The sequence below is a fragment of the Croceivirga radicis genome, assembly GCF_002072105.2.
Classification (GTDB): domain Bacteria; phylum Bacteroidota; class Bacteroidia; order Flavobacteriales; family Flavobacteriaceae; genus Croceivirga; species Croceivirga radicis.
Map to the genome: position 1 here is coordinate 119,786 of NZ_MTBC01000007.1, position 13,270 is coordinate 133,055.

The window sequence follows — 13,270 nt, forward strand, 5'->3', positions numbered from 1 at the left end:
GCTTGTTACTTCTAATGCTAACAAGTTTAATGGGCTTTGGTCAAAAAAATATATACGAAAGCAATAAGTTTGATGAGTTGAGTAACAACCACCAAGAGCTAGCTATTTTACCTTTTATTACCAAACTAGAACTAGAGCAAACCAACGGAGAAGAAGATCTAAAATCGCTTACACAAAGAGAAGCTTATGCCGTGCAAAATGCTTTAGAGACCTATTTTTCTATTCGGAAAAAGAAAAAGAAATTCAACGTAGATTTCCAGAACACCAAAGAGACCAATAGCATCTTGGCAAAAAAAGGAATTGATTATAGCAACTTGGACGTTTACAGCACAAAGGAATTGTCAGAAATTTTAGGGGTTGATGGGGTTATTAGCGGAAGTTTAGACCTTAACGTCTTATTATCCAAAGGTGTCTCAACGGATTTTAGTTTCTTTGATTACTTTCGAAGCGATGCCAATTACGGTAGAATCGGTTTAAAAATAAGCGATGGTGAAACTGGTAAACTACTATGGAAATATGAAAAAACCATAGACAAAAAAACAGGCAAGAACACCACGGAACTTATTGATAAAATGATGAAAGCCGCTTCTAGAAAATTTCCTTACGATCGGGAAAAAAAACGTAAAAAAGGGAACTAATTAATTAGCCGCAAATTCTTTTAATACGTTGATTGCATAATCCAATTCTTCCTTAGTATTGTATTTAGAAAAGGAAAATCGTACGGATGGCTTTTTTAGTTCCTCATCAGGTAAGATTTCGGTAAGTACATGTGAGCCCAAATCAGACCCACTTTGGCAAGCACTACCCTTTGAGCAAGCTATACCTTTTAAATCTAAATGAAACAACAACATCAAGGATTTTTGCGCATCAAAAGGTAATCTTGCATTTACAAGAGTGTAAGTACTTTTTCCCATATCGCCAGAATGACCATTAAAAACCACACCAGGCAAAGCCTTTTCCATCTCTGTAATAAAATGCTGCTTTAACCCTTTTACATAGTTCATTTCTTCCTCTAGCTTATCATAAGAAGTAACAAAAGCAGTTTCTAAACCTACAATATTATGAAAAGACTCCGTACCGGCCCTAAACCCCCGTTCTTGTGAACCGCCTACTATTAAAGGTTTTAAACCCGAATTTCTTTTGATCACGGCAAAACCAATTCCCTTAGGACCATGAAATTTGTGGGCGGCAGCTGTTAAAAAATGTACTTTACTAGATGCAAAATCCCAACTATAGTGCCCTAATGACTGTACCGTATCTGAATGAAAATAAGCTCCGTTAGCTTCACATAAATCACCAACTCTATCCAAGTCCAAGATATTTCCAATCTCATTGTTTACGTGCATAAGACTTACCAACTTTTTGGAATCGTCTGCTTTTAATAATTCCTCCAAATGTTGGTAATCTGGATTACCATGGGCATCTAATTCTACAAAAACAAGATTTATAGCATATTCTTTGGTAAGCTCTTCTACCGTATGCAGAACGGCATGGTGTTCTATTTTAGAAGTAATAATGGTCTTAACCCCTAAATCCCTTACCGCACATCTTAAAATCATATTATCTGCCTCTGTACCACCAGAAGTGAAAATGATTTCTGAAGGATGCGCATTAATATATTTAGCAATGGTCTTGCGCGCTTTTTCTACCACCGTTTTGGCAGAGCGGCCAAAACTGTGGGTAGAGCTGGGGTTACCGTAGGTGTTGGCCAATGCCTCTTGCATTTTTTCCACCACTTCTTTTCTAACCTTTGTAGTAGCTGCATTATCTAAATAAACCTGCTGCATCTTCTTAAATTTTAGCTATCCAAAGCTGCAAAAGTAGCCATATTTACGTTAATTTCTTTTAAAAATGAATCTACCTTTTTCAATTGTACCACGGTTTTCCTTTACTTTTGACACCATGAAAAAATTCTTGTCTTTAATAGGTATAGCGGTATTCTTGTATAATTGTAGCGATGGTGATTTACAGATAGAAACCATAGATTTTGATAGCGTTACCGCACAGAATTGTGGTACCCTTACCACTAGTTCGCGTGTTTTTTTTAAAATAAATGACGATGAGGCCTTAATACTGAACCTTGCTAGTGGATTGTTAAAAAATGAGGCCAGCACAGAAACCATATCCAGCAACATTGGCACCTCAACTTTAACGTATAGAATTTTTTCGGACGCCGTTTCAAGTGGTTATTTCTGCGACGAAATTCCACCTATTGAACCAGTAGTTACGGAAGAAATTGAAGCAACCGGCGGTAGTGTATTAATTAATACAGTGGCCATAGATTCTGTAACTTTTGAGCATACCATACAATTACAAGACATCACTTTGATAAATGAACAAGGAGAACGTATTACGGACTTAACTATTACAGATTTTGGTACCGTACAAACCAGTAGTAACTAAGCTTGTTTAATATACACTTCTGTTGCTCCCAAACCATACTTTTTGTAGTCCGCATCGTATGAGGTTACATTATCATACCTTCCAAATAGGTATTTAAGTTCTTCTTTTAAAACCCCAGCGCCTACCCCGTGTATAAATACAACCTTTTGGATTTTTTTGTTCATTGCAAATTCTAGCTGGCGCTTAGCCGTATCTAATTGTATGTTGAGAATGTCAAAATTAGAAAGGCCTCTTGTTTGGTTGGTTAGTTGATGAATGTGCAGGTCCACCTCCATCTTTGGTGCATTACGTTCTTTAGGCTTGGGCACGCTCTTCCGCTTTTTGAGCGGTTTATCCTTCTCTTTTTGTACCCTAAACGCTTCCAAATTACTAACCTTGATTTCCGCTCCCAATTTTACTAATTGATTTGCTTCAAAATTCAAGGGAAAACCATCCGTAGTTTCTATCGTAATTGTATTCCCAACCATACCCACTACAACACCTTTAATGGGTTCGTCCAAAACTTCTACGGTATCTCCTATTGCAAATTGAAACGTCATAAAAAACAAGATTTCATTTTCCGAGTTCAAAAATAGTAGTAATTTGAACCGCAGTAAAACGGAATTTTAATTTCTATGTTAGCCCTACATGCATCTTTAGAGAAATACATGCTTCCTTGTATGACCAAAAAAGTTTTGGGTTTTGATTGCCCAGGCTGTGGGTTACAGCGTTCTATTGCCTTTTTGCTTAAAGGTGAATTTTTAGAGGCGTTTTACATGTACCCTGCTATTTACACCCTTATTCCACTTTTGATTTTGGTTGTGGCAGAAAAATTGTTTAAAGCAAATATAAGCAGCACCTTAATCTTAGGATTAGGCATTACGAGTGTGGCTTTAATTCTAATCAACTATACTATTAAATTAATCAATTAAACCTCAAAATTTATGGAACAACAAAAATTACCTAATGGCACGGCCATAATCGTCCTAAGTATTTTTGGCTATTTATGCTGTTGTTTTTCAGGTCTTGGTATTATACCTTCTGCAATAGCATTTTATATGGCCAACAAGACTGAAGGTCTATACAAAGCCAACCCAGAACTTTATGCGAACGGTAGCCAAGCAAAAACCTATAAAATTCTTGCTTTAATTGCGCTAATACTGAACGTTTTAATGGTAGCAAGACTAATTTATGTTATTGCAACTGGCGACTTTGAGCAAAGTATGGAGCAGTCTAGAGAGCTTTTAGAACAATGGGGACTTGAACAACCTTAATCCTATTAAATGCAAAATGAACCGTTACCTGGTGCAAGTACCGCACTTACCATGGGTATAATTTCTATAGTTTCTTTCTTTTTATGTTGTGGCCCATTTGCCGCAGTATTCAGTATTATTGGTTTGGTAAAGGCCAAAAGTGCAGAAAGATTATATCTAGAAAATCCCAATAGCTATACGGATTATAGTAATGTTAAAACAGGAAAGGTGCTATCTTGGATAGGCTTAATATTGTCTATAATAGGCATATTGATAACTATAATCTATTTTGGAGCCATAATCGCTTTTATTGTAAATCAAGATGATTTTGGCACCTATTAATTTGGTTAGTAAAAACCTTATAATAGAAAAAGCCCTGAAAATACTTTCAGGGCTTTTTAAATTTTAGGAATCTAAGTGTGCGTTAATTGGCCACTTCGCTCATAAACTTAAGGCGGTACAAACGTAATTCTTCGTCTTCATAGTCTCCATCAAACTCCTCCATGGCCGCAGAAATAGTATCGGTTTCGGCCTCTAGAAAATACTCGTGTATTTCTTCTTGCTGGTCCTCATCCAGTATTTCATCTATCCAGTAGTTCAAATTCAATTTGGTGCCACTAAATACAATTTGCTCCATCTCTTTTATCAACTCTGGTAATTCCAAACCTTTTGCAGAGGCAATATCATCCAACGGTAGTTTTCTATCAACATTTTGAATGATATATAATTTTAGCCCAGAATTGGCACCGGTACTTTTTACTACCAAATCATCTGGTCTAACAATGTCGTTCTCTTCTACGTAATTATTTATTAAAGAAATGAAAGGTTTTCCATATTTTTTAGCTTTCCCCTCTCCAACACCATGAATATTCAAAAGTTCTTCCATAGAAATAGGATACTTTAAAGCCATATCTTCTAGAGAAGGGTCTTGAAATACTACAAAAGGTGGTACATCGTTTTTCTTTGCCTCCTTCTTACGCAAGTCTTTTAATAACTTAAGCAAGGCTTCATCTGCTACATTAGCGCTACCTTTTCCAGCGGTTACTATAGTATCATCACTGGCTTCAGAATACTCATGATCTAATGTCATCAAAAAAGAAGTTGGTTGCGCTAAAAAAGCTTCCCCTTCTTTTGTTAGACTTAAGACACCGTATCTCTCAATTTCTTTTTTCATTAATCCGGCAACGATTGTTTGCCTGGACAATGCCTTCCAATAGAACGCGTCTTTATCCTTACCTATACCAAAAACTTCACGCTCGTCTGTTTTATGACTGGTTATAAGCGCGTTGGTTTTACCAATAAGCGTATTTACAATTTCTTTGGTTTTAAATTTTTCGTTGGTCTCTTTTACTGTTCTTAGCAACTTAACCACATTGTCTTTTGCCTCCTCTTTTGGCTTCGGATTTCTAGCGTTGTCATCCATATCCGCGCCTTCCCCATTCACTGCATCAAACTCCTCCCCAAAATAATGAAGAATAAATTTACGCCTAGACATAGAAGTCTCTGCATAAGCTACGATTTCTTGCAGTAAAGCTTGCCCAATCTCTTGTTCTGCCACTGGCTTGCCAGACATGAATTTCTCTAATTTTTCTACGTCTTTATAGGCATAATAGGCCAAACAATGGCCTTCGCCGCCGTCTCTACCTGCCCTACCGGTTTCCTGGTAATAGCTCTCTATACTTTTTGGTATATCATGATGTATTACAAAGCGTACATCTGGTTTATCTATTCCCATACCAAAGGCAATGGTAGCCACCACCACATCTACATCTTCCATCAAAAACATATCTTGGTACTTAGCCCTTGTTTTGGCATCAAAGCCCGCATGATATGGAACTGCACTTATACCGTTTACTTGAAGTACTTGTGCCAGCTCTTCTACTTTCTTTCTACTAAGACAATATACGATACCAGATTTACCACTATTCTGCTTTACAAAGCGGATGATATCTGCATCTACATTTTTTGTTTTAGGACGTACCTCATAAAACAAATTTGGCCTGTTAAAAGAAGCTTTAAAAACCTTGGCATCTACCATACCAAGATTCTTAATAATGTCTTCTTGCACTTTTGGTGTTGCTGTTGCAGTTAATCCAATAATTGGAATATTATCGCCTAAACGGCTTATAATTTTTCTTAGGTTTCGGTATTCTGGTCTAAAATCATGACCCCATTCAGATATACAGTGCGCCTCATCTACCGCAACAAATGAAATGGCAACCCCATTAAAAAACTCGATGTTTTCTTCCTTGGTCAGCGATTCCGGAGCCACGTAAAGTAGTTTGGTAACCCCATTGGTAATATCACTCTTTACCTTTTTAATCTCGGTCTTGTTCAAAGAAGAGTTCAGAACATGGGCAATACCTTCTTCTGATGAAACTCCCCTTATGGCATCCACTTGATTTTTCATCAGCGCTATTAATGGAGAAACCACTATAGCGGTTCCTTCTTTCATTAAAGCAGGTAATTGGTAACATAAAGATTTACCTCCACCCGTGGGCATGATAACAAAAGTGTCGTTATCACCTAAAATGTTGCTTATAACTTGTTCTTGAAGTCCTTTAAATTGTGAGAAACCAAAGTATTTCTTTAATGCCTCTTGTAATTCCATTGCACTAGCACTCATTCTCTATAATTACTTTAAAAAGGTACGGCAAATTTAGATTAAAATGGAAAGATTGGTCAGTGTTTGTTTCCAGCGCCCTTTTATATCCTATATACAGATTTGTTTGTTTAATTTTGTAAACTTAAAGATAACACATTCTTTTAGATTAACACCGATATTACAGATAACATTGAGCGCTAAACAAGCTATTTTAGAAATTGCAAGAACGGTAATCAAAAACGAAGGAGAGGCAATTCTGGACTTATTACCCTATTTAGATTCAAATTTTGAGGCCACGGTAAAGGCTATTTTACAATCCGAAGGGCGAGTTGTGGTTACTGGAGTTGGAAAAAGTGCTCTTATAGCAAACAAAATAGTAGCTACCCTTAACTCTACCGGAACACCAGCAATATTTATGCATGCGGCAGATGCTATTCATGGTGATTTGGGCACTATCCAAAAAAACGACATAGTTATTTGCTTATCCAAAAGTGGAAACACGGAAGAAATTAAAATGTTGATTCCCCTTATCAAAAGAGGAGAAAATTTGTTGATTGGATTAACTGGCAATTTACAATCTACTTTGGCCAAACAAGCAGACTATGTACTCAATACTTTTGTAGAAAAAGAGGCCTGCCCAAACAATCTGGCCCCTACCACCAGTACCACCGCCCAATTGGTAATGGGAGACGCCTTGGCCATATCATTACTACAATTAAGAGGTTTTGGGAAAGAAGACTTTGCAAAATACCACCCGGGTGGCTCTTTAGGCAAGAAATTATACCTACGAGTTTCAGATTTGTTGAACAACAACCAAAAACCAGCCGTAGCTATAAATGCTAGCGTTAAAGAGGTGATTGTAGAAATATCTAAAAAAATGCTTGGCGTAACCGCTGTTCTAGATAAAGACCAACTGGTTGGTGTGGTAACAGATGGCGACATTAGAAGAATGTTGAGCAAACATGACGATATTAGTGGTTTACAGGCAAAAGATATTATGACAAAAAGGCCAAAAACCATAGAACCAAATGTACTTGCCGTAAAAGCTATGGAAACCTTGCGTGCCAACGGAATTTCCCAATTATTGGTCCAAGACAAAAAGCAATACCTGGGTGTGGTACACATTCATAATCTTATAAACGAAGGAATTGCGTAATGGCAAAAGTTGCAAACGACCCAAACGAAATGTCTTTCCTAGACCATTTAGAAGAACTTAGATGGCATTTGATACGCTCTACCTTGGCTGTGGTCATTGTGGGTTGCGTGGCATTTATAATGAAAGACTTTATATTTGACACCATCATATTTGGTCCCAAAAAAATGGATTTTCCTACTTACAGGTTCTTCTGTAAAATAGCCACTTTTTTTGGTATTGATTCTGAATTTTGCGGAGAATCACTTCCGTTTACCATTCAAAACCGTACCATGGCAGGTCAGTTTTCCGCTCATATTTGGACCTCAATCTGGGCCGGTTTTATTGTGGGTTTCCCCTATCTATTGTGGGAATTATGGCGTTTTATAAGTCCAGGACTCTACGAAAACGAACGCAAATATTCCAAAGGCTTCATATTTGCTGCATCCATGTTGTTTTTTATGGGTGTACTTTTTGGTTACTATGTAGTAGCTCCTTTATCTATAAATTTCTTGGGTACCTATCAAGTGAGTCAAGAGGTTACCAATGAAATAGATATAAGTTCGTTCATTGCCACGGTAAGGGCTTCTGTGATAGCTTGTGGTATTATGTTCGAATTACCTATAATTATATTTTTCCTTACAAAGATTGGCTTGGTAACACCAGAAATATTAAAGAAATACAGAAAAATTGCTTTGGTAGTGGTATTAATACTTTCCGCTGTTATTACCCCACCAGACGTTGCTAGCCAAATTGTAGTGGCCATACCGGTTCTTATATTATATCAGGTTAGTATTTATATTAGCAAATTGGTTATAAAAAGACAGATTAAAAAAGAAAAAACTGCTAAAAATGGCAAATAAAGTTGAAGAATTTAATGCGTACAGAGCCAAAATGAACGAGAAAATTTTGGCAGATAATAACAAGATTATAAAACGTATTTTTAATCTAGACACCAATGCATTTATGGCCGGTGCTTTAGATGTAAAAACTAAAGAGCTTCTTGGTTTGGTGGCATCTGCGGTTTTGCGTTGCGATGATTGCGTAAAATACCATTTGGAAAGCTCTAAGGAACATGGTGCATCCAAAGAAGAAGTAATGGAAACTTTAGGTATTGCAACTTTAATTGGGGGCACAATTGTGATACCACACCTTAGAAGAGCTTATGAATATTGGGAAGAATTAGAAACCGAAGCTTAATTTTTTCCAAAACAGATGTCTAGAATAATTGGCTTTAGTTAGTTTTGAAAACTATGATTCTACGTGCAGAAAATATCATGAAGTCCTACAGGGGCAGAAAAGTTGTAAAAGGCATTTCACTAGAAGTAAAACAAGGTGAGATTATTGGCCTTTTAGGCCCCAATGGTGCAGGTAAAACCACCTCTTTTTATATGATTGTAGGCCTTATAAAACCCAATGGTGGCAAGATTTTTTTGAACGACATGGAAATAACTGAGTTTCCAATGTATAAACGTGCACAAAATGGAATTGGCTATTTAGCCCAAGAAGCCTCGGTATTTAGAAAACTTAGTATAGAAGACAACATCTTAAGTGTGCTACAAACCACCAATTTGTCCAAAAAAGAGCAGCACATGAAAATGGAATCGTTAATAGATGAATTCAGCTTAGGCCACATACGTAAAAACCGTGGCGACCTGTTATCTGGTGGGGAACGCAGACGTACGGAAATTGCAAGAGCCTTGGCCACAGACCCAAAATTTATCCTCCTGGATGAACCCTTTGCTGGTGTAGACCCGGTTGCTGTAGAAGATATACAACGTATTGTAGCACAATTAAAAAACAAGAATATTGGTATTCTTATTACAGACCACAACGTGCAAGAAACCCTTGCAATTACAGAACGTTCTTACCTAATGTTCGAGGGTGGAATCTTGAAAGCAGGCATCCCAGAAGATTTGGCACAAGATGAAATGGTACGTAAAGTGTATTTAGGTCAAAACTTTGAACTACGTAAAAAGAAATTGGAGTTCTAACAATCGCTCTACAAAGCAATTAATACGCCATCCTTTCTTTTACCATTGAAGTTATTACATATAACAAAATAATTATTGGTATGGCCAAGAACTTTAAAGTTACCAGTAAAACCAAACTACCTATTAAAAAAAGATATTTAAATCCGTTTTCTTTAAAGCCCCAACTTTTAAATTTTAGTGCGAACAATGCAATTGGTGCATTTAACAAATAAGCACTTAACACGGTTAGGCCCAACAAAAACCACTGATTCAATATTAAATCATTTAAAGTTTCATTATTCTGATACATTAAAATCAATGGTAAAGACAATATCATTAATGTATTGGCAGGTGTGGGCAATCCTACAAAAGAACTTACTTGATTTTCGTCTACATTAAAATTAGCCAACCGGTAAGCAGAAGCTAAGGTTATTAAAAAACCAAAGAGTGGTAGTAACGTAACTTCGGTATGCATTCCAAAAAAATCTAGATTCCATCCTCCTTTTTGAGCCATATTCAATAGTTGAAACATAACTATACCTGGAACTACCCCACTGGTAACCATATCTGCCAAAGAATCCAATTGAACGCCCATTTCGCTTTGTACCTTTAAAAGACGTGCTGCCAACCCATCAAAAAAATCAAATAGTATACCTAGAAAAACAAAAATAGCAGCCAACTCTAATCGGTTCATTACCGCAAAAACTACGGCTATGCATCCACAAAAAAGGTTTAAGAGTGTAATAAAATTAGGTATGTGTTTTTTCATTATGTAAGGCTATTTTGGTAAAAATAAGCTAAAAATTATGCATTACTAGCAATCTATTTTTTAACGTTTATTAATTATATGCATCTTTGCTTTTTCCATATGAAAAGAATCATTCCTATCTTACTATTTGGTTTAGTCTTGTCTTTTAAGACAATACTGGCACAGCCCGTTCAATTATCAGATAAGGCCGCAATTAGTGTACTAACCTGTGCCGCGGGGACCCAATTGTATTATGCATTTGGGCATACGGCTTTCCGTGTAAAAGACCCGGTACAAAGAATAGATGTAGTTTACAATTATGGTACGTTTGATTTCAATAAACCCAACTTCTACCTAAATTTTGTAAAAGGAAAGTTGGTCTATTCGCTTTCCAGAAGAAGTTTTGACGCTTTTCTTTATGAGTATGATTTAGAGAAAAGATGGGTAAAAGAGCAAATACTAAATTTAAATCCACAAGAGGTAAATCAGCTATTTAGGTTTTTTGAAGATAATTACAAACCAGAAAATCGGGATTATTTATACGATCCTCTTTTTAATAATTGTTCTAGCATAACTGGAGATATCTTAAAAAAACAATTTGGATCTAGAATTGTTTTTGGAAACGCCCATATTGAACAAAAAGAAACTTTTAGACAGCTTGTTAGGGAATTTATACCTATAAATTCTTGGGGTGCTTTTGGTATAGACTTAGCCTTTGGTGGCATAACCGATCAATATGCTAATGCAAGGGAACAAATGTTCTTGCCCTATTACGCCATGGAGCAACTAAAACACACTACCAAAGATGGTAAACCACTTGTTTTAAGGGAGCGCACCATACTAAACTACCCAGAACAAGATTGGCACGGTACGTTTATAACCACACCATTTTTTTGGTTTTCAATTCTTTTAATTTTGGTAAGCTGTATTACCTATTTAGATTTTAAACATAAGACCAGAAGTAAGCTTACAGATGCTTTTCTGTTTTTTTTAAGCGGACTTTGCGGTTTATTTTTAATCTTACTTTGGTTGGCAACGGACCATGAGGTTACCAAGTATAATTTAAATTTCTTATGGCTTTTGCCCTTTAACCTATACGTAGTATTCTATCTTTTAAAAGCCAAGAAATTACCCAAGTGGATTAGCATTTATTGCTATGTAGCCTTGACACTACTAGGCTTAGCTTTGATATTATGGCTGTTTGGAATTCAAGTGCTTTCACCAATAAGCACACTACCAATCTTAACATTGGCCATTAGATATACCTACCTATCTCAATTTAGAAAAATTACTGCCGCATGAATTTAATGACCGTTGAAAACATTTCTAAAAGCTACGGAGAAACTGTTTTATTCTCTGATATTTCCTTTGGAATCAACAAAGACCAAAAAATAGCTTTAATAGCCAAAAATGGTAGTGGAAAAACCTCTATTTTAAAAATTTTATCTGGGCAAGATGTTTCAGAAACAGGACAAATAACCCAAAGAAAAGGCATCAAAGTTTCGTTCTTGGAACAAGAACCAAGCTTAGACCAAAATTTAACCATTGAGCAAACTATTTTTGCTTCTGGTAATGAAATACTTAATGTTATTGCCAAATACGAAGAAGCACTTACCAATCCAGAGGACCAAGATGCCTACCAAAAAGCCTTTGAGGCTATGGAAAGATACCATGCCTGGGATTTTGAAACGCAATACAAACAAATACTCTTTAAGCTAAACCTCACGCAGCTAGATTTAAAAGTAAATGTACTTAGCGGCGGACAAAAAAAACGTTTGGCTTTAGCAAATGCTTTAATAAACAAGCCAGACCTACTTATTCTAGATGAGCCAACCAACCATTTGGATTTAGAAATGATAGAATGGTTAGAAGAGTTTTTTAGAAAAGAGAACATTACCCTATTCATGGTTACACATGATCGTTATTTTTTAGAACGTGTGTGTAACGAGATTCTAGAATTAGACAATAACCAGCTCTATGGTTACAAAGGCAACTACAGTTATTATTTGGAAAAACGAGAGGCCCGTATAGAACGTGAAGCTGTTGAACAACATAAAAACCAAACCCTTTATAAAAAAGAACTAGATTGGATGCGTAGACAACCAAAGGCAAGAACTACTAAATCCAAGTCTAGAATAGATGATTTTCATCAAATAAAATCACTGGCCCACCAAAGAAGAAAAGAACACCAGGTACAGTTAGAATTAAACATGGAGCGGCTGGGCAGTAAAATTGTAGAGCTACACAACTTAACTAAAAAATTTGGAGAACAAACCATGCTCCATAAATTTGACTATAGCTTTACCAAAGGCGAACGTGTAGGGATTATTGGCAAGAACGGAACTGGAAAATCTACTTTTTTAAATATTCTTACAGGCCAAGAATCTTTAGATAGTGGCAAAATAGTAGTTGGCGAGACGGTAAAATTTGGATATTACACCCAAAAAGGCATTTCTATTAAAGAAGGGCAAAAAGTAATAGATGTAATTCGTGAATTTGGCGACTATATACCCTTAAAGAAAGGCAGGCAAATTTCTGCGCAACAATTACTAGAACGATTTCTATTTGACCGTAAAAAACAATATGACTTTGTTGAAAAATTAAGTGGTGGCGAACGCAAAAGACTGTATTTGTGTACGGTTTTAATACAAAACCCTAATTTTTTAATCCTAGATGAACCTACAAACGATTTGGACATTGTTACGCTAAACGTTTTGGAAAGTTTCTTATTAGATTTTCCTGGCTGCTTAATTGTAGTATCCCACGATCGTTATTTTATGGATAAAATAGTTGATCATTTATTTGTTTTTAAAGGAGAGGGTGTTATCGAGGATTTTCCAGGTAATTATTCTGATTATCGTGCTTATGAAAACAGCAGAGTACTAGAAGAAAGGGCAGAAAAACAAAACAGCGGTAACAAAGCGGAAAAACAAACTTGGAAAGAAAAAGACGACAGTAGAACCCTTACTTATCTAGAACAAAAAGAATATAAGAACCTAGAAAAAGAAATTCAGAAATTAGAGCGTAAAAAAATTGAACTACAGCAAAAATTTACGGACGAAGGACTTTCTGGAGAAGATATTAACCAACTTTCTATTGAATTAGGAGAATTAGAGAACCAGATTGATTTAAAAACAGAGCGATGGTTTGAACTTTCTGCTATTTTAGAAGATTAAA

General features: G+C 36.1%; 15 protein-coding genes. 11 read left to right on the forward strand and 4 right to left on the reverse strand.

Annotated features, from left to right (window positions below; genetic code table 11):
* Positions 1-14 precede the first annotated feature (14 nt).
* A complete protein-coding gene (locus BUL40_RS11310) occupies positions 15-638 on the forward strand; it encodes a hypothetical protein (protein ID WP_176465476.1) in 624 nt (207 codons plus the stop codon).
* Here BUL40_RS11310 and BUL40_RS11315 read toward each other — a convergent pair whose 3' ends face one another.
* Positions 639-1,787, reverse strand: a complete 1,149-nt coding sequence (locus BUL40_RS11315; protein ID WP_080319356.1) for a cysteine desulfurase family protein — start codon at positions 1,785-1,787, stop codon at positions 639-641.
* A 115-nt stretch (positions 1,788-1,902) separates the two neighbouring features.
* On the opposite strand from BUL40_RS11315, the gene BUL40_RS11320 reads away from it, so the two are divergent.
* Complete coding sequence (locus BUL40_RS11320) at positions 1,903-2,403, forward strand: hypothetical protein (protein WP_244901867.1); 501 nt, start codon at positions 1,903-1,905, stop codon at positions 2,401-2,403.
* On the opposite strand, the gene BUL40_RS11325 is transcribed toward BUL40_RS11320, so the two are convergent.
* Positions 2,400-2,942, reverse strand: coding sequence for a Smr/MutS family protein (locus tag BUL40_RS11325; protein ID WP_080319358.1), 543 nt, complete (start codon positions 2,940-2,942; stop codon positions 2,400-2,402). The genes BUL40_RS11320 and BUL40_RS11325 overlap by 4 nt on opposite strands.
* Positions 2,943-3,017: 75 nt before the next feature.
* Between BUL40_RS11325 and BUL40_RS11330 the strand changes: the two genes are divergently transcribed.
* Genes BUL40_RS11330 through BUL40_RS11340 form a run of 3 tightly spaced genes read left to right on the forward strand, consistent with a single transcriptional unit; the run spans position 3,018 to position 3,977 of the window.
* Entirely contained in the window at positions 3,018-3,314 is a 297-nt protein-coding gene (locus BUL40_RS11330) for a DUF2752 domain-containing protein (protein ID WP_010520103.1), read from the forward strand.
* A gap of 12 nt (positions 3,315-3,326) precedes the next feature.
* On the forward strand, positions 3,327-3,656 hold the full coding sequence (locus BUL40_RS11335; protein WP_010520102.1) for a CCC motif membrane protein: 330 nt from the start codon (positions 3,327-3,329) through the stop codon (positions 3,654-3,656).
* Between the two features lie 9 nt (positions 3,657-3,665).
* On the forward strand, positions 3,666-3,977 hold the full coding sequence (locus BUL40_RS11340) for a CCC motif membrane protein (protein WP_010520101.1): 312 nt from the start codon (positions 3,666-3,668) through the stop codon (positions 3,975-3,977).
* 82 nt (positions 3,978-4,059) lie between these two features.
* On the opposite strand, the gene BUL40_RS11345 is transcribed toward BUL40_RS11340, so the two are convergent.
* Positions 4,060-6,261: a RecQ family ATP-dependent DNA helicase gene (locus BUL40_RS11345; protein WP_080319359.1), complete on the reverse strand. Its 2,202-nt coding sequence runs from the start codon at positions 6,259-6,261 to the stop codon at positions 4,060-4,062.
* A 169-nt stretch (positions 6,262-6,430) separates the two neighbouring features.
* Here BUL40_RS11345 and BUL40_RS11350 point away from each other — a divergent pair, with 169 nt between their 5' ends.
* From BUL40_RS11350 to lptB, 4 genes are read left to right on the forward strand one after another with little or no spacing between them, the layout of a single operon-like run.
* Positions 6,431-7,396, forward strand: a complete 966-nt coding sequence (locus tag BUL40_RS11350) for a KpsF/GutQ family sugar-phosphate isomerase (protein WP_080319360.1) — start codon at positions 6,431-6,433, stop codon at positions 7,394-7,396.
* Positions 7,396-8,235 carry a twin-arginine translocase subunit TatC gene (gene tatC / locus BUL40_RS11355; protein WP_010520098.1) on the forward strand — a complete coding sequence of 280 codons (840 nt, stop codon included), beginning with the start codon at positions 7,396-7,398 and terminating at the stop codon, positions 8,233-8,235. Before BUL40_RS11350 ends, tatC begins: the two co-directional genes overlap by 1 nt.
* The gene (locus BUL40_RS11360) at positions 8,225-8,572 is read left to right on the forward strand and encodes a carboxymuconolactone decarboxylase family protein (RefSeq protein WP_080319361.1); all 348 of its coding nucleotides are present in this window, start codon (positions 8,225-8,227) and stop codon (positions 8,570-8,572) included. Before tatC ends, BUL40_RS11360 begins: the two co-directional genes overlap by 11 nt.
* Before the next feature lie 53 nt (positions 8,573-8,625).
* Positions 8,626-9,366 carry an LPS export ABC transporter ATP-binding protein gene (gene lptB, locus BUL40_RS11365; RefSeq protein ID WP_010520096.1) on the forward strand — a complete coding sequence of 247 codons (741 nt, stop codon included), beginning with the start codon at positions 8,626-8,628 and terminating at the stop codon, positions 9,364-9,366.
* Between the two features lie 19 nt (positions 9,367-9,385).
* Here lptB and BUL40_RS11370 read toward each other — a convergent pair whose 3' ends face one another.
* Entirely contained in the window at positions 9,386-10,114 is a 729-nt protein-coding gene (locus tag BUL40_RS11370) for a CDP-alcohol phosphatidyltransferase family protein (RefSeq protein ID WP_010520095.1), read from the reverse strand.
* A 99-nt stretch (positions 10,115-10,213) separates the two neighbouring features.
* On the opposite strand from BUL40_RS11370, the gene BUL40_RS11375 reads away from it, so the two are divergent.
* A complete protein-coding gene (locus tag BUL40_RS11375) occupies positions 10,214-11,395 on the forward strand; it encodes a lipoprotein N-acyltransferase Lnb domain-containing protein (RefSeq protein WP_010520094.1) in 1,182 nt (393 codons plus the stop codon).
* Positions 11,392-13,269: an ABC-F family ATP-binding cassette domain-containing protein gene (locus tag BUL40_RS11380; protein ID WP_080319362.1), complete on the forward strand. Its 1,878-nt coding sequence runs from the start codon at positions 11,392-11,394 to the stop codon at positions 13,267-13,269. The genes BUL40_RS11375 and BUL40_RS11380 overlap by 4 nt, the downstream gene beginning before the upstream one ends.
* Position 13,270: the final 1 nt, after the last annotated feature.